Here is a 16,323-nt window from a genome sequence, read left to right on the forward strand (position 1 = left end):
AGTCATTGAACAAAACGATGATGTTGACGACAGGCGCAGACAGGGCGCGCGGCGCAAACGCCACGGCCCGCCCTCCGGCCGGGCGCGCCGATCAATCCGATGGCGCGTCGAAGCTGATGACCGGCTCCATGCCCGCAAGCGTTGCACCATCCAGCCAGCACAGGCTGAAATGGCCATTGCCCAGATCCTTCAGCGGCGGCACCTCGCGCTCACACTTTCCGCCCGGAACCTGATCCTTGTAGCGGCAGCGCGTCTGGAACGGGCAGCCCGAGGGCGGGTTCATGGCTGAGGGTATGTCCCCTTCCAGAACGATGTGCTTCTTGCGCACCGAGGTATCGGCGATGGGGATCGCGGAAAGAAGCGCCTCCGTATAGGGGTGGTAGGGCGGCGCGAATATCTGGTCGGTCGTGCCCTGCTCGACAATGTGGCCGAGATACATGACCACCACCCGGTCGGCGAGATAGCGCACGACCGAGAGATCGTGGCTGATGAACAGCATGGTCGTCTTGTTCTTGCGCTGAATATCCATCAGCAGCTCGGTCACCGCCGCCTGCACCGAAACATCGAGCGCGGAGACCGGCTCGTCTGCCACAACAACCTTTGCATTTCCGGCAAAGGCCCGGGCGACGCCTATGCGCTGCTTCTGACCGCCCGAAAGCTGGCGTGGCATGCGCTCGGCGAAGGCGCGCGGCAGCTTGACCAGGTCGAGCAGCTCCAGCATGCGCTGCTTTCGGTCGGCCAGCGTCTTCCCGATGTTGAATTTTTCCAGCGTGCGGATGATCTGCGAGCCGACGGAATGGCTCGGATTGAGCGTGTCGAACGGGTTCTGGAACACCATCTGGATGCTGGCGACCGTGCCGGTGGAGCGGTCTTCGACCGGCGTCGCCTGGATCGGTTCATTGCCGAGCATCACCGTGCCATCAGTCGCCGTCTCAAGCCCCAGAAGCACCTTGGCGAGCGTCGATTTTCCGCAGCCGGATTCGCCAACGATGGCCACCGTCTCGGACTCGCGCGCCTCGAAGCTGATCTGCTCGTTGGCCTTCACCGTCTTGGTGTCGCCACCGCCGAAAATGCTGTTTGCGGCAACGTGATAATACTTTTTGAGATTCTCGATCCGCAGCATGGGAGCGCCGGGCTCAACAGGCTCCTGCTCCACAAGCGCCCCCTCCGGCAGCGCCTTCCAGTCGATATCGTCGAAACGCACGCAGCGCGAACGGTGCTGCTCATGCCCCTCGATCGCGCGCATGGGAATATCGCCGGCATCGCACAGGCCCGCCTTGAAGTGCTGGCAGCGTGGGCCGAAATTACAGCCATCGGGACGCTCATGCGGCAGCGGCAACTGGCCGGGGATGGCGATCAGCGGCCGGGCGTTCTTGTCTGCGCCGGGCAACGGGATCGAGCGGAACAGGCCCTGTGTATAGGGGTGCCTCATGCGGTCGAAGACATCCTCGACGCGGCCCGTTTCCACCGCCTCGCCGGAATACATGACGGTGACGCGGTCGCAGGTTTCCAGGATCAGGCCCAGATTGTGCGACACGAAGATCATCGACGTGCCGTATTTCTTGCCGAGCCCCTTCACCAGTTCCACGATGCCCGCCTCGACCGTGACATCGAGCGCGGTGGTTGGCTCATCCAGAAGAAGCAGTGCCGGCTTTGACAGAAGCGCCATGGCGATGACGATGCGCTGTTGCTGGCCGCCCGAAAGCTGGTGCGGGAACGAGCGCATGATGCGCTCCGGGTCCGGCAGGCGAACGGCCTCCACCATCTCCAGCGCGCGGTTCCAGGCTTCATCCTTCGACACACGGTCATGGATGATTGGCACTTCCATGAGCTGTTTGCCGATCTTCATGGCCGGGTTCAGGCTCGCCATCGGCTCCTGATAGATCATGGCGATCTCGTTGCCGCGTATCTGGCGCAACTCCTCCTCGCTCATCCCGGCCATGTCCCGCCCCTTGAAGCGGATGCGGCCGCCGACGATCTGCCCCACATTGGAAAGATCGCGCATGATGCCGAGCGCCACGGTGGACTTGCCGCAGCCGGATTCGCCGACAATGCCCATGGCCTCGCCCGGCATGACCCTGCAGGAAAAATCCATCACCGCCGGTATCTCACCGGCCCGAGTGAAGAAGGAGATGGACAGTTTCTCGATCTCGAGGATCGGTTCGTCAGCATTCACGCTGCGCGTCGTGCTGATGGCTTCGTTCATGGCGTCGCTTTCAGTGTTCATCCACTCAATCCTTCAGCGATTGCTCACGCAGCGCATCGGCGAGCAGGTTCAGCCCCAGAACGAAGGACATGAGGGCGAAGACGGGCGGAAGCGCAGGATGCACATAGGCGCGCAGAAGGCGGCTCGATTCCTTGATGCCGGTGCCCCAGTCGGGACTTTCGGGCGCAAGACCGAGGCCGAAATAGCCAAGCGTGCCGAGCAGAATGGTTGTGTAGCCGATGCGCAGGCACACATCGACAATGAGCGGCCCGCGCGCATTGGGCAGCACTTCCCAAAGCATGATGTACCAGGGCGTTTCACCCCGCGTCTGGGCGGCGGCCACATAGTCCCGGGTCTTGATGTCCATGACGAGGCCCCGCACGATGCGGAAAACGCCGGGCGATGAAGCAAACACCACCGCAACGAAGATGTTGAGCTGGTTGGAGCTGATCGAGATGATGCCGAGCGGATCGGCGTCGAAGACGAGGCCGACATAAATCCAGCCGCCGATCAGAAGCGTCAGCGCGAGCTGGATGGCCAGCAATTGCGGGCGGCTGCGATAGCGCGTCCAGAACAACGTCACGAAAAAGATGATCGGGAAAATGAAGAATGTGCCCGCCATCCATTGCGGGATCGGTGTTTCGCGAATGCCCGGCGTGACCAGCAGGTAGAAGAGCAGGATGACCGGGAAGGCCAGCACCAGATTGGCGAGGAACGACAGGAGACTGTCGATGCGCCCACCATAATAGCCGGCGGGCAGACCAAGCGTGGTGCCCACCATCAGCGCAAACAGCGTGGCCGCCGGGGCGATGATCAGCACGATCTGGCTGCCATAGACCATGCGTGAAAAGACGTCACGCGCGAGCCTGTCGCCACCGAAGAGGAAAGCCTGTCCCGTCTCCGGCTCGATGGCGCCGGGCAGCACGTTCTTCATGATCGGGAACTGCGCCAGCGGGTCGAAGGGGGCGACCGTGCCGGCGAAGATTGCAGTGAACAGCCAGAAGCAGCAGATCATGACGCCGGTAATGCCAACGCCCGTGTCGAAAAGCTGGCCGTAAAGGCCGAGCCGGCTGCGAAAGCGCAGGCTTAAAACCAGAATGATCGCCAGCGCCACCCAGACCGGCCAGAAGCGCGCCAGAACGCCAAGAATGATGCCGAAGGTTCCAAGATAATCCACTTGCATCGCGCGTCCTCCCTACTGCACGCGGATGCGCGGATTGAGATAGGCATAGCCGACATCGGAAATGAGCTGCGTCGACAAAACCACGAAAACCGAGACCAGCGAGCAGCCGAGCAACAGGTCGATATCGTTGTTGCTCGCCGCCTCCACCAGCGTGAAGCCAAACCCCTGATACCGGAACATCACCTCGACGATGACCACGCCGGTCAAAAGCCAGGGGAACTGGAGCATGATGACCGTGAACGGTGCGATCAGCGCATTGCGCAGCGCGTGTTTGAGCACGACGGTGCGGAAGCCGAGCCCCTTGAGGCGCGCCGTACGGATGTATTGCTGCGTCATCACCTCGACCATCGAGGCCCGCGTCATGCGCGCGATATAGCCGATGCCGTAGATCGCCATGGTCATGACCGGCAGGGTGAAATTGTAAAACGAAATGCCCTGCCGCGTGGCGGTGGCGGCGGAGCCGTTGAGCCAGCCGAGCCAGGAAGCGAAGATGACGGCGAAGATCACGCCCGACACATATTCGGGCGTCGCCGTGGTGGCGATGGAGGCGACCGAAAGGGTGCGGTCAGTGCGGCTGCCCTCCCGCATTCCGGCCAGAACGCCGATCAGGAGCGCGACGGGCACCATCACCACCATCACCCAGAACATGAGGATGCCGGTGGCGCCCAGAGCCGGAAAGAGCTTTTCGGCCACCGGCACCTTGAACTTGGTGGAGCAGCCGAAATCACCCTGCAAAATGCCGCCGTAATAGGGCTCGGCGGGTTCGTCGCAATAGGAAAACCGTGGCGTGGCGACGCCCGTTTCGGGGTCGATGTTGGGCTGTTTCTGGACGACGCCGAGCCATTGGCCATAGCGCACAAAAAAATTCTGCCGGTAGCCGTTCTTCTCAAGCCAGCTTTCGAGCTCTTCAGCCGAGGAGCGCATGTCGAGCTGGCTGATCGCTAGCTTTTTGAGATTGGGCTCCAGATTGACCAGAAAGAACACGACAAGGGTCAGGCACAGCATCGTCAATGCCATGACGCCCATACGTCTCAGAATAAATCCAAGCACGGTTTCCCCTTCCCCCGTTTACGGAGGTTGTTGTTGGTTGCCTGCGCAATGGGGGCCCGTGCGGCCCCCTGTTCCGGGTCTCAGCCCTCGTCGAGCCAGACCTTTTCCAGGTCGATCTCGAAGGTCTGGTGCATGCCGTGGTTCATCACGGTCTCCACGGAGTGATTGTAGAGTTTGCGCCAATAGGGCTGGATGATGATGCCGGAGCCCTGAAGGATCTCTTCGATCTGCTTCATCACCTCGCGGCGGCTGTCGGGGTCCGGAATGGCCAGCGCCTGTTCGATCAGCTTGTCGAGTTCGGGATTGGAATAGGCGGACTCGTTCCACGCCTCGCCTGTGCGATAAGCGAGCGCGACCACCTGAATGCCGAGCGGGCGCATGTTCCAGTTGGTCATGGACAGCGGGTATTTCGTCCAGTCGTTCCAGAAGGTCGAGCCCGGCAGAACGGTGCGTTTGACCTTGAAACCCGCCTCGCGAAGCTGCGCGGCAATGGCGTCGCCGGTGTTCTTGTGCCAGTCCTCGTCGACCGAGATCAGCTCGTGCTCATGCTCCATCTGGCCGGCCTCTTCCATCAGCGCCTTGGCCGCGTCCACATTGCGCTCGATCTTGGGCAGCTCCGCATATTCGGGATGGATCGGGCAAACATGGTGGTTCTCGGCCACCTCGCCGGCATTGTCGTAGCCAAGCGCCAGAACTGTGGCGTTGTCCACGGCCATCTGCAGCGCGCGGCGCACCCGCTCATCGTCATACGGCTTGTTGTTGACATTGGTGCGGGCCACAATCGTCGTTGCCGTGGTGACCTCGGACTTGACCAGGCCAATGGCGTCGAGAATGTCCACGAAATCGGCGGTGGTCTCGTAATTGGTGTGGATCTCGCCGGATTCGAAGGCGCTTACCATGGCCGATGGATCGGTGCCGTAATCGATGAACTCGATGCCATCGAGATAGGCCTCGCCGCCCCACCACTTGCCGTCTTCGCGCTTCTTCAGCTCGACGCGGTTGCCCACTTCGTATGAAACGAGTTCGAAGGGACCGGTGCCGATGGGATTGACGATGAAATCACGGCCCGTCTCATCAAAGCTCGGATGCACGATCAGGCCCGGATAGTCGGCCATGCCGGGAATGATGGAAATGTCAGGGGCTGACAGGTTGAGCTTCACCGTCATGTCGTCGACCTTCTCGATCGCGCCTTCGCGCGCCTTCTTGGTCTCCGGATCGATGAGTGCGGCCATGCGGGCGGGCATGGAGTTGCCCTCCACCGTCTGATCGCACCAGCGGTTGAAGTTGTAGATCACATCGTCTGCGGTAAAGGCGTCGCCATTGTTCCAGGTCACGCCCGGACGCACGTGGAGAATGTACTCGGTGGCGTCTTCGTTGACCTCCCAGCTCTCCAGAAGCCGGCCCTCAAAGGTGAAGTCGCGCGTGTATTTCACCAGCGGCTCAAGCGTCTGGCGCATGGCGTTCGCGATCTCGGACCAGTCGGCCGTGCGCGGGTCTTTCGGATCCTTGATGAACATGGCCACACGCAGCGTGCCGCCCATCTTGGGCTCCTGAGCGAGCGCATGTGTGGGCGCGGCAAGGCCGAGCATGCCGTAGGCGGCGGCTGTCGATGCGCCGAGTGCGCTTGCGAGCGCCAGGAACTCACGTCTGTCCATTTTTCCGACGCGCGCTTCGTTCGCCATTTCGGCGACGCGGGCTGGCACTTTCTCGCCATTGCTCTTGAAAAACGTCATCGACGCACTCCCATTTCTTGCCGTTATCAGTTTGTGTTCAGCATTTCCCATCGCGCCAGCGATGTCAAAAAACGACCGGGGCCAATGGTAAGTTTTGCAGGTTTTTCGACCGTTGAAATGACGAGTTTGCGACAAATGAGCCGCAAAACTGACAAATAGAGCCGATTTCGCAACAATTTCCGAAACCTGTACTGACAATACCCGCCACCTGCACCGTTATGGGTGGAACAGCCGTCCCACAGGCCGCAATTGACGCTGCCGGAGCCAGTTGGTAAGCGAATTTTGTTCGCTTGAGGTGCTCCGGCAGGCACTCGCATGCCGGGGAAAAGGGAACACGGAACGGCCCTGCATGATCAGGCCGCAGCCGTGGCTGCTCCCGCAACTGTGAGCGCCGAGGCTCCTCCTATGCCACTGGGTGCAATGCCCCGGGAAGGCGAGGAAGCCGATGAAGCGCGAGCCAGGAAACCTGCCTTGAGCCGTCACCGACCGGATGCGGGACGCTTCCGGGGCTGTGGATCTCGCAGTGGTGACGAAATGTCATCGCTGGCGGGGGACAGATTCAGACAGCCATCGCTCTCCAGCAAAAGAAGCAGCATTCTCATGGAGAGCACGCATGCCATCCAGACGTTATCGCACCCGGCTCCTGCTCAGCGCTTCGGCGTTGCTGACGGGCCTTTCAGCCACCATGGCGGGCGCAGAAGACTATGTGCTTGAAAAACTGGTCATCACGCCCAACCGCACACCGGCAGAGGCCTCCACCGTGGGGTCGACGGTGAACGTGGTGGGTCGTGAAGAGATCGAGGAACAGTCCCTGCCGCTGGCCGTCGAGTATCTCGACCTGCTGCCGGGTGTGAGCCTCTCATCGCCGGGTGGCGTTGGCGCAGAGGGCAGCCTTTCGATCCGCGGCGCGCCGCGCCGCTATGTGAAGACGCTCTATAACGGCATCGACATTTCCGATCCGACCAGCCCGCAGGTGCAGACGTCCTACCAGTATCTTCTGTCGGGCGGCCTGCAGAGCATCGAAGTGCTGAAGGGATCGCAGAGCACGCTTTACGGCTCCGATGCGATTGCCGGTGTGATCAGCCTGTCGACGCTGGGCGACATCGAACCGGGCATCGCCCATATCATTCAGGGCGAAGGCGGCTCGCACGGCACGGTCGGCGGCTCCTACGGCTTCAGGGCGGCGAACGAACAGTCGAAACTCTCCATCAACGCAACCGGCTACCGCACCGACGGCATTTCGGCTGCGGCTACGGGCACGGAGCGCGATGGCTATGAGAACGTCACCTTCGACGTGAATGCCGAGCATGCATTTTCCGACGTGTTCTCCGTATTCGGCTCGGCGCTCTACATCGACGCGGAAGCCGAGTTCGACAATCAGGGCTTCGGCACCATTCTGCCGAGCGACAATCTGACGGCGACCAACCACAGCAAACAGCTGGCCGGCCGGGCCGGCTTCAATCTCGACCTGATGGACGGCCGCTTCCGCAACACGGTTTCCGTGCAGGCCTTCGACCTGGAACGCTCCATCACCGGCACCGCGTTCGACGGCTCTTATGACGGTCGCCGCTACAAGGCCGATTATCTGGGCGCATTCGACGTCAATGAATGGCTGACGGTTCAGGGTGGCGCGGATTACGAACGTCAGAGCGCAGTCTTTCCCGCCGGCATGTTCAACCCCCAGATCGATTCCGATTTCTGGATCGCAGGCGTCTGGGGCGAGGCCATTGCCACGCCGGTTGAAAACCTGACGCTGACAGCCGGCCTCAGGCAGGACGAGCACAGCGAATTCGGCGGGCACACCACATACCGGGCAACCGCCTCCTATCTCATCGATGCGACCGGAACGCGTCTGCACGGCTCGGTGGGAACCGGCTTCCGTGCACCCAGCCTCAACGAGCTTTTCGGTCCGTTCGGGGCAACCCCCAATCTGCGACCTGAAACCAGCTTCGGTTTCGACATTGGCGTGGAGCAGCGTTTCTGGAACGACAGGGCAATCGCCGACATCACCTATTTCCAGCTCGAGATCGACGATCTGATCGGTTACACGACCCAGTATGACCAGATCCCCGGCACGTCGCGCATGCGCGGTGTCGAGGCCTCGCTCAGCTATGCCGCGACCGACTGGTTCGACCTCACCGGAGCCTACACCTACACGCATTCGGTGGATCAGAACGATGCACGGCTGCCGCGCGTGCCGCGCCACGAGATCGGGCTGGTCGCCAGTATTCGGCCTGCCGAGAAATGGACCATTTCGGCCTCGGCCAAGGCGGCCATCGACACGGTGGACACGGGCAATTTCAAGCTGGACGATTACCTGCTGGTCAACGCCAAGGTGGCCTACAAGCCGACCGAGGACACCGAGCTCTATGTGCGCGCGGAGAACCTGCTCGATCAGGATTATCAGACGGTGCGCGGCTACAACACGCCCGGCTTCTCGGTGTTCGCCGGGTTCCAGGCAAAGTTCGCGCCCTGATGCGTGAGCGCCGGAAACGCCTCTCCCGCCTTTCCGGCCTGACATTTCTGGCCGGCGCGCTTCTCAGTGCGCCGGTTTCAGCTGCGCCCGAGCGGGTGATGTCGCTCAATCTGTGCACCGATCAGCTCGCCATGACGCTTGCCGAACCGGAACAGCTGATCTCGGTTTCCTTCCTTGCCCGCGAGCCGGACCTTTCCATGCTGCATGAGAAGGCGCAGGATTTTCCGGTCAATCGCGGTCTTGCCGAAGAAGTGTTTCTGGAAAAACCGGACCTCGTGGTGACCGGCACCTACTCGCTGCACAACACGACCGCGCTTCTGAAGAGGCTCGGCTTCAGGGTCGAGGAGTTTTCCTTCGTGCAGACGCTCGACACCATTCCGGGAGAAATCCGCCGCATGGGCGCGCTTCTCGGTCAGGAAGCGCGGGCCGAGAAGCTGGCCGAGGATTTTTCGCAGGAGCTTGATGCCATCGCAAAAAGCCAGTGCGACATGCGCCCCACCATGATCGCCTATGATCAGAACGGGGTCGCGCTTGGCAGCGGAACGCTGGCCGATTCCGTTATGCAGGCGGCGGGCTTTGCCAATCTCGCGGCTGATCTCGGACTGGTGGGCGTTGCGCCCTTCCCGCTCGAACAGGTCATCGCCGCCCGGCCCGACGTCATCGTCACCAGCGCGTCAGAGGGCGCGCCCACCCTTGGCGAACATGTGCCGCGCCATCCGGCAATTGCCGCGCTGCCCGACACGCGCATCGGCGCATTCGTGCCTGCAGGCGCATGGTCCTGCGGGTCGCCCGCCGTGATTGAAGCCGTGCGCGCGCTGGCAAGCCTGCGCGCCGAAATCGCGCCCTGCCCGCAGGACGCCACGCAATGAAGCTCTCCATCTCGCTCGCAATGCTCGCCCTTGCGCTCTTCATCCTGTCGCTGCTGGTCGGGCCGGCTGCGCTTGGGATCGGAGACAGCATTGCAGGGCTTTTCGCCGGCGGCGGTGAAGCAGCCGCCATCATCATGCGCGAAATCCGCCTTCCGCGCGCCCTGCTCGGCCTTGCCATCGGCTTTTCACTCGGCCTTTCAGGCGCGGTTCTGCAAGGGTTTTTGCGCAACCCGCTCGCCGAACCCGGCGTGATCGGCGTTTCGTCCATGGCCGCACTCGGCGCGGTCGCCGTGTTCTATTCGGGGCTTGCGGGAAGCTCGCTCTACGCGCTGCCCGCCGGGGCGCTGATCGGTGCGCTTGCCGCCGTGCTCATCCTGCTTGCCATTGCAGCGCGTCAGGGCTCCACGCTCACACTCATTCTGGCCGGCGTCGCGCTATCGAGCCTTGCCGGCGCGCTGACCTCTCTGGTGCTCAACCTCTCGCCCAATCCGTTCGCCGCCTATGAAATCATCTTCTGGCTGCTGGGCTCGCTCAAGGACCGCTCCATGGAGCATGTGCTGCTTGCCCTGCCGCTGATGGCCGCCGGCTGGCTGCTGATTGCGCTTTCGGCGCGCGCCATTGATGCGCTGTCGCTCGGCGAAGAGGCTGCCGGCAATCTCGGCATTCATATGGGCCGCGCGCGTTTCCTGATCGTCGCCGGTGTGGCGCTTTCGGTGGGAGCGGCGACGGCGGTGGCCGGCACCATCGGCTTCATCGGGCTCGTGGTGCCGCATCTGATCCGCCCGCTCACGAACCGCATGCCAAGCAGCCTCTTGCTTCCGGCAGGCCTCGGCGGCGCGGCGCTGCTTCTGGCTGCCGACATTGCCGCCCGGCTCGTTTTGCCGGCGGGCGAACTGAATGTCGGCGTTCTGACGGCGCTAATCGGCGCGCCCTTCTTCCTGTGGCTCGTGATCCGCGCCCGCCGGGAGATGCTGTGATGAGGCTGCAGGCGGACAATATCAGCGTGAAGCTTGGTGGCAGGCGGGTGCTTGAGGGCGTCGGTTTCGACATCGAACCGGGTCAGGTGATCGGGCTGCTCGGTCCCAATGGCGCAGGCAAGTCCACACTGATGCGTGCGCTGACCGGGCAATTGCCGGCTGAAGGCGCGATGCGGCTCGGCGCGCACGATCTCACCGCGATCAGCCCGGCCGAACGCGCGCGCCTTATCGCCTATCTGCCGCAACAGCGCATTATTGGCTGGCGTCTCACCGTGCGCGATCTGGTGGCGCTGGGCCGCCTGCCCTGGCGCGCCTTCGGACGCCGCCCGGATGCCGGTGATGAAGCGGCCATCGCCCGCGCGATGGAGATGGCCGATGTGACCCCGCTCGCCGACCGGATCGCCACCGAGCTTTCAGGCGGCGAGCAGGCGCGTGTACTGATGGCGCGCGCCATTGCGCAGCAGACCCCGCTGCTGATCGCTGACGAACCGGCCTCCGGCCTCGACCCGGCACATCAGATCACCCTCATGCAGTCGCTGAAGCGGCTTGCAGAGAATGAAGGGCGCACGGTTCTGGTATCGCTCCACGATCTGACGCTGGCGGCGCGCTGGTGCGACCGGGTCATGCTCCTGAACAAGGGCAGGCTGGCAGCCTTCGGCACACCGGAAACGGTGCTTTCGGAAGCGCATCTGGCGGAGATCTATGGCGTGAAGGCCCATCGCGCACGCGACGAAGATGGCCTCATCATCGCCCCCGTCGGCCTCACAAAAAGTCAGAACAGAGACTAATTGCCGGTACGCTCCGCCATGGCCGCCTTGGCATTCAGAAGACCATCGCCGAACTCTTCATCCCGGCCCGGCGCTCCCAGATCCACCGCAGTGGTGCGCAGAAGTTCGGCCAGCGCTTCGGGCGCGGCGTCCTCGCCGGCATGCATGAGATTGGCAATCGCACCGGAAACGATCGCGGCGGCGAAAGACGTGCCCGTCACCACATCCATACCACCGGGGATGGGCGCGACAACGTTCACGCCCGGTGCGGAGAGGTCGATGTAGCGGCCGCGATTGGCCTGGCCCATCAGCCGGTCGTGAACGTCGGTGGCGGTCACGGCGATCACATCCTCATAGGCTGCCGGATAACCGAAAGGCGCGCCCGGTCCGTTGTTGCCGGCCGCAGCCACCAGAACGACGCCACGCGCCATCGCATTGTTGCAGGCAGCGGAAAAGAGCGGGTTTTCCGGCCCGACAAAGCTCATATTCACGATCTGCGCGCCCTCTTCCACCGCCCAGTCGAGTGCGGCGAGCAGCACATTCGTGCTGGACACGCCGCTCTCGAAAGCGCGCGCATGAAGTAGGCGTACGCCCGGCGCGATGCCGCGAAAGGTCTCGCCGCCGGCGATCAGGCCGGAGATGGATGTGCCGTGATCCCGGTCAGCCACCTCCATGTCGGGCAGCGCATCGAACGTGCCCGCCACACGCCCCCTCAGAGCCGGATGGTCTCCGTCGAGCGCGGTGTCGATGACCGCCACACTCACATTCTCGCCGCTTGCAGCACCGGCATCGAGCGCAATGCGTTCAAAGGCGTAGTTCACCACGCCCGCCGCCTGCTGAAGCTGGAAAACATGGTTGGGCACACGGTCGGCCAGCCGGCCATCGCCGGCAAGCTGGGCAAGAACGAAGCCCACCGGGCGGCCATCGGGAATGCCAAACCGCGCAACGGTGCGGCCCAGAAGCGTGGACGCACGGGCGGAACGCAGTTCAAGCCCGAACTGCGCGGCAACGGCGGCCGCCACGCCTTCATCGCCATCCAGCGTGACAAGCACTTCGTCGGGCACGAAAGCCCCGGATATGGCGCGCTGCGGCGCGACCGGCGGGGAAAAGGCTCCTGCCCCGGCGGGTGCGGGAAGGGTCGGCGAGGGTCCGCCACCGGGTGTGGCGGGCTGTGCAGGCGCATCGCGGCCCGCTCCAGGTCCGAAAAGCTCGGCCAGCATCTGCGGCAGATAGACCACGTGACGCCCGGCGGGCTGTGTCTCGACGCGCGTCCCGTCCGGTGCGGCCTGCGGGTCGGGCGTGGTCTGGGCGAATGCGGAACCGCCCGCGAAGGCGGTGAGCAGGATGCCGGTCAGAATGCGCGTGAGAGGCCTATTCATCGGCAGGTCTGCGCCCCGTCACAACGGTTTCCACCACGCTTGCCTCCGCCAGCGCGGCAGCGATCCCGTCATATTGGGCAGCCGTTTCTGCGGGCACAAGCACACGGTAGAGCCCGCCCGGCAATGGCCCGGCAGCGATCTCGACACCGCTTTCATCGAGCAGCGCCGACACCTCCGCCATGGACGCATCGGCCCTGAAGGTCACGAAAACGAAGGGGGCCGCTTCACGATCTGCGCCAGCGACGGAGAATTGCTCGTTCTGGGACAGGTTGAGCCAGACGGTCTGGCCGACGAGAATGGCGAGCGCCAGCCCGGCAGCCACCCAGGCCGCCTGCACGGGAAGCGAGGGGAGGAAGCGGGCAAACCGCTCGCGCAGCGTAAGCCCTGCCGCCCGGTCAGGCCCGGCCTCTTCGGCCAGCGCCGCCGAGAAGCGCGCCAGCGCATCGGCCGGCGGATGGATTGCCTCATTGTCTGCAAGGGTTGCCGAATACTCGCCTTCGGCTTCCGCAAGAGAGGCGAGCGCCTCGGGATCGGAGGCGAGCCATTCTTCCACCTCACGCAGTTCAGCGCCCGAGAGCGTGCCATTCAGGAAGAACGGCAGCAGCGCTTCCAGCCGGTCGCGCCGGTTCGATTGTGCGTTCTCGCTCATGGCCAGCCTCGATCATATCCTGACGCCTGCAGCGCTTCTCCAAGCTTCTTGCGGGCGTAAAACATTCTGGTTTTTACCGTTGCGACGGGCACCGAGAGGATCTCGCCGATCTCGGTCACCGACTTGCCGTGATAATAGGCAAGATCGACCACAGTGCGGTGCTCTTCGGACAATTCATTGACGAAGCCGCGCAGCGCCGTCGCCTTGTCGTCCTTCATTGTTGCGACCTCCGGCGTGTCCGCGCCGTCCGGCACGGCCTCGGCCTGCCCTTCTTCCAGAGCGCTTTCCCGGCGCTTGCGCAACATGGAAAGCGCCTTGAAGCGGGCAATGCCCAGAAGCCAGGTGGTGACCTGCGAGCGCGCCTCGAAGCGGGGCGCCTGACGCCACACCTCCAGAAACACTTCATTCGCGATTTCGTCCGCCATGGTTTCCGATCCCGTCTGGCGCATCACGAAGCGGTAGACCCGCGTGTGATGACGCATGAACAAGAGCCTCAGCGCCGCCTTGTCGCCGCGCGCCGTTCTGGCCACGAGTTCGGCGTCGGACGTCTGGCCCATTGCACCGCTCATGACCGGCTCTTCGAGAGTGTGTGTCGCGACGGGACGTTCCGGTTCATCGCTTTTCCCCCAACTCCCGAAAAAACTAGTCCATTTGCCAGGCTGTGGGAACAGGCCCATCGTTCAACCCCGGCGCAGCACAAGCCAATTCCCCACCTGTTCCCCACCAGTTCCCCCACCACTTCCCCGGGGCGTGAACCTTTTCACTGCCGCGACCGACACAGGCTTCAGGGTACGCATGGTGCGCGCCCGGAAAGGAGTGTTGTGATGACACGGCATATCAACTGCAAACGGTTGTTGAAGCCGCCGCGGCGCATGGCCGGGGCGGCTTTGTTGACCTTGGGTAAGCCGAGGCGTAGTCTTGATCCAGACGGGGTAGAAAAGAACCTCGCTTCGGGGGAACACACCGGAATCAAGGGGATCGGGCGCACCAGGTACGCCCGGCCGGGCACCTCCCGAAACGGTATCGGGAGGCACGTTATGCGGCAGGACCACCGGTTCCCGGCACGAGGTGACGGGCGCGCAATTCTGCGACCCGCTTTTTTCACCAGACATCTTCGCGCAGGCACGGCAGCCATCACGCTCGCCATGATGGCGGGATTCGCGCTGCACGCACCTGCACACGCACAGGACGGCGCGATCATCCAGCCGGGCTTCATGGCCATGACGGGATTTCCCGGCACGGTCATTCCCGGTTTCGAAGAGGGGCTTCTGCCGGGTGTGGACCCGGTGGACGAAACCTTCATCGACACCGCTCGCGCCTCGCTGCGCATCTTCGACATGACCTGGCTCGGCAGCCCGCCGACCGGACAGGTGGTCTTCACGCCACCGCCCTTCGAGACACCGGCCTCCGAAATCGGTCAGGTGTTCGGCCTTGCCTATGATGATGGCAGGCGCGAAGAGACCACGGCCATCGTGCCCAATCTCTATGCCGCAGCCACATCCATGCACGGCCTCCAGATCGTTACGGAGGACGAGGATGAGGACGGGCGGCCCGAGCGGCAGCGCCGCGGCAAGGCCGGCGCCCGTTTCATGGACGGCCAGTTCGGTGAGAAGAATGGCGGCGGTCCCGGTTCGATCTGGAAGATCGACGGGATAACCGGCGCGGTCACACTGTTTGCCGATATCGACACCAATAGTGGTCCGGGCATCGGCAACATCGCCTTTGACCGCTCGCACCGCCAGTTCTTCGCCTCCGATCTCGACAGCGGCCTCATTCACCGCATCGATATCGACGGCAATCTGATCGACACATTCGATCACGGCGTTGACGGGCGACCGGCGCGCGGGCTCGATCCCGTGGCCGACGATGGCGCGGTGATGGACATTCAGGGCGCAGCCTTCGACACGGAAGAGCCGAAGAGCTGGGGCTACACGCAGGAAGAGCGCCGCGTTTATGGCCTCGCCATGCATGGCGGACGCCTCTACTACGCGGTCGGCGAAGAGGCGGAAATCTGGTCGGTGGGCATTGCCCGTGACGGCGCATTTGCCGGCGATCCGCGCTGGGAGCTGACGGTGGAAGCCGAGGAAGAACTCCCGGTCACCGACATCGCCTTCGACACGCGCGGCTTCATGTATCTCGCCCAGCGCGGCGAGGTTGAAAACCGCTACGACTATTCCAGCTTTGCCGATAGCGGCGAGGCATCGGTGCTGCGCTACTGGCGCGAAAGCCCCGATGACCCGGAAACCGATAGCATCTGGGTACCGACGCCCCAGGAATATGCGGTCGGGTTTCCCGAACCCTATCGTCAGACGGCCGGCGGCATCGACCTGCAATACGGGTACGATGCCGAAGGCTTCTTCAACCGCAATGCATGCGCAAGCACGCTGGTGAAGACCGGCGACAGGCTGCGCGACAACCCTGCCCTTGAAGAACAGCTCATCGAAGGCGGGCCTCTTGCCGTTCACGGGGCGCAACTCACGCGAAGCACCCTTGTGCGGCCGAAGAACGAGCCGCCCTTCGGCTCCTGGTTTGCCGATTACGACGGTTTTTTCGAAGACCCCGAGGTGAAGGGCCATGTGGGCGACGTGGAGGTCTGGCGTCCCTGTGAGGGCCGCGCCGGCTACTACGAACCAATCCCCTATCCGGGTGAAATTCCGGTTCCCGGCTGGCCACCCGGTTTCCCGCCCCCGAACGATCTCCCGCCCTGTATCGAGCTGGAGACGGCGGCGTATTTCTGCACGCCGGCAGGGCTCGAAGCCGATCTTTACATCCATGACCGCGCTGGCATCGGCGGCGATACGCTTTCCGCGAAATCGCTGACGCCCGGCATCGCCGTTTCCCTGTCCAGGCAGACGGTTCCCGGTCTGGCCACGCCGTTCACGCTCGGCATCAATGGCCATATCCCTGGTGAAACCGTCGATCTCGGCCTTTGCTTCTTCAGAAAGTCCGATGCCGATGCGGGTGGCTACTTCCCCTGTTGCAAGGTGACGTTGCCGCTTGAAACGCCGCTTGAATCCTGTGCGCCGTGAGGGAG

Annotated in this window: 12 protein-coding genes and 1 riboswitch; of the genes, 5 read left to right on the forward strand and 7 right to left on the reverse strand. The window is 63.3% G+C overall.

Annotated features, from left to right (window positions below; all coding sequences use genetic code 11):
* Positions 1-91 precede the first annotated feature (91 nt).
* The 4 genes from JYP46_RS11665 to JYP46_RS11680 form a co-directional block, all read right to left on the reverse strand.
* Entirely contained in the window at positions 92-2,206 is a 2,115-nt protein-coding gene (locus JYP46_RS11665) for a dipeptide ABC transporter ATP-binding protein (RefSeq protein ID WP_206548301.1), read from the reverse strand.
* Between the two features lie 25 nt (positions 2,207-2,231).
* On the reverse strand, positions 2,232-3,389 hold the full coding sequence (locus JYP46_RS11670; RefSeq protein WP_113155705.1) for an ABC transporter permease: 1,158 nt from the start codon (positions 3,387-3,389) through the stop codon (positions 2,232-2,234).
* A gap of 12 nt (positions 3,390-3,401) precedes the next feature.
* Positions 3,402-4,439: an ABC transporter permease gene (locus JYP46_RS11675; protein ID WP_206543936.1), complete on the reverse strand. Its 1,038-nt coding sequence runs from the start codon at positions 4,437-4,439 to the stop codon at positions 3,402-3,404.
* Positions 4,440-4,519: 80 nt separating this feature from the next.
* On the reverse strand, positions 4,520-6,172 hold the full coding sequence (locus tag JYP46_RS11680; protein WP_206548171.1) for an ABC transporter substrate-binding protein: 1,653 nt from the start codon (positions 6,170-6,172) through the stop codon (positions 4,520-4,522).
* Positions 6,173-6,448: 276 nt separating this feature from the next.
* Positions 6,449-6,660: riboswitch (cobalamin riboswitch) on the forward strand.
* 125 nt (positions 6,661-6,785) lie between these two features.
* Here JYP46_RS11680 and JYP46_RS11685 point away from each other — a divergent pair.
* The 4 genes from JYP46_RS11685 to JYP46_RS11700 are packed head-to-tail and all read left to right on the forward strand — an operon-like array spanning position 6,786 to position 11,282.
* Entirely contained in the window at positions 6,786-8,648 is a 1,863-nt protein-coding gene (locus JYP46_RS11685) for a TonB-dependent receptor plug domain-containing protein (RefSeq protein ID WP_206548172.1), read from the forward strand.
* On the forward strand, positions 8,648-9,517 hold the full coding sequence (locus JYP46_RS11690) for an ABC transporter substrate-binding protein (protein ID WP_206548173.1): 870 nt from the start codon (positions 8,648-8,650) through the stop codon (positions 9,515-9,517). Before JYP46_RS11685 ends, JYP46_RS11690 begins: the two co-directional genes overlap by 1 nt.
* The gene (locus tag JYP46_RS11695; RefSeq protein ID WP_206543940.1) at positions 9,514-10,494 is read left to right on the forward strand and encodes a FecCD family ABC transporter permease; all 981 of its coding nucleotides are present in this window, start codon (positions 9,514-9,516) and stop codon (positions 10,492-10,494) included. The genes JYP46_RS11690 and JYP46_RS11695 overlap by 4 nt, the downstream gene beginning before the upstream one ends.
* Positions 10,494-11,282: an ABC transporter ATP-binding protein gene (locus tag JYP46_RS11700; RefSeq protein WP_206548174.1), complete on the forward strand. Its 789-nt coding sequence runs from the start codon at positions 10,494-10,496 to the stop codon at positions 11,280-11,282. The genes JYP46_RS11695 and JYP46_RS11700 overlap by 1 nt, the downstream gene beginning before the upstream one ends.
* Here the strand turns inward: JYP46_RS11700 and JYP46_RS11705 are convergent.
* From JYP46_RS11705 to JYP46_RS11715, 3 genes are read right to left on the reverse strand one after another with little or no spacing between them, the layout of a single operon-like run.
* A complete protein-coding gene (locus tag JYP46_RS11705; protein ID WP_206548175.1) occupies positions 11,279-12,640 on the reverse strand; it encodes a S8 family serine peptidase in 1,362 nt (453 codons plus the stop codon). The genes JYP46_RS11700 and JYP46_RS11705 overlap by 4 nt on opposite strands.
* Complete coding sequence (locus JYP46_RS11710) at positions 12,633-13,289, reverse strand: anti-sigma factor (RefSeq protein ID WP_113155712.1); 657 nt, start codon at positions 13,287-13,289, stop codon at positions 12,633-12,635. The genes JYP46_RS11705 and JYP46_RS11710 overlap by 8 nt, the downstream gene beginning before the upstream one ends.
* Positions 13,286-13,858: a sigma-70 family RNA polymerase sigma factor gene (locus JYP46_RS11715; RefSeq protein ID WP_206548176.1), complete on the reverse strand. Its 573-nt coding sequence runs from the start codon at positions 13,856-13,858 to the stop codon at positions 13,286-13,288. Before JYP46_RS11715 ends, JYP46_RS11710 begins: the two co-directional genes overlap by 4 nt.
* A 468-nt stretch (positions 13,859-14,326) precedes the next feature.
* Between JYP46_RS11715 and JYP46_RS11720 the strand changes: the two genes are divergently transcribed.
* Positions 14,327-16,318 carry an NHL repeat-containing protein gene (locus JYP46_RS11720; RefSeq protein ID WP_206548177.1) on the forward strand — a complete coding sequence of 664 codons (1,992 nt, stop codon included), beginning with the start codon at positions 14,327-14,329 and terminating at the stop codon, positions 16,316-16,318.
* Positions 16,319-16,323 lie beyond the last annotated feature (5 nt).

Origin of the sequence: Nitratireductor aquimarinus (genome assembly GCF_017255295.1) — a bacterium.
In the GTDB taxonomy this organism is placed as follows: domain Bacteria; phylum Pseudomonadota; class Alphaproteobacteria; order Rhizobiales; family Rhizobiaceae; genus Nitratireductor; species Nitratireductor aquimarinus.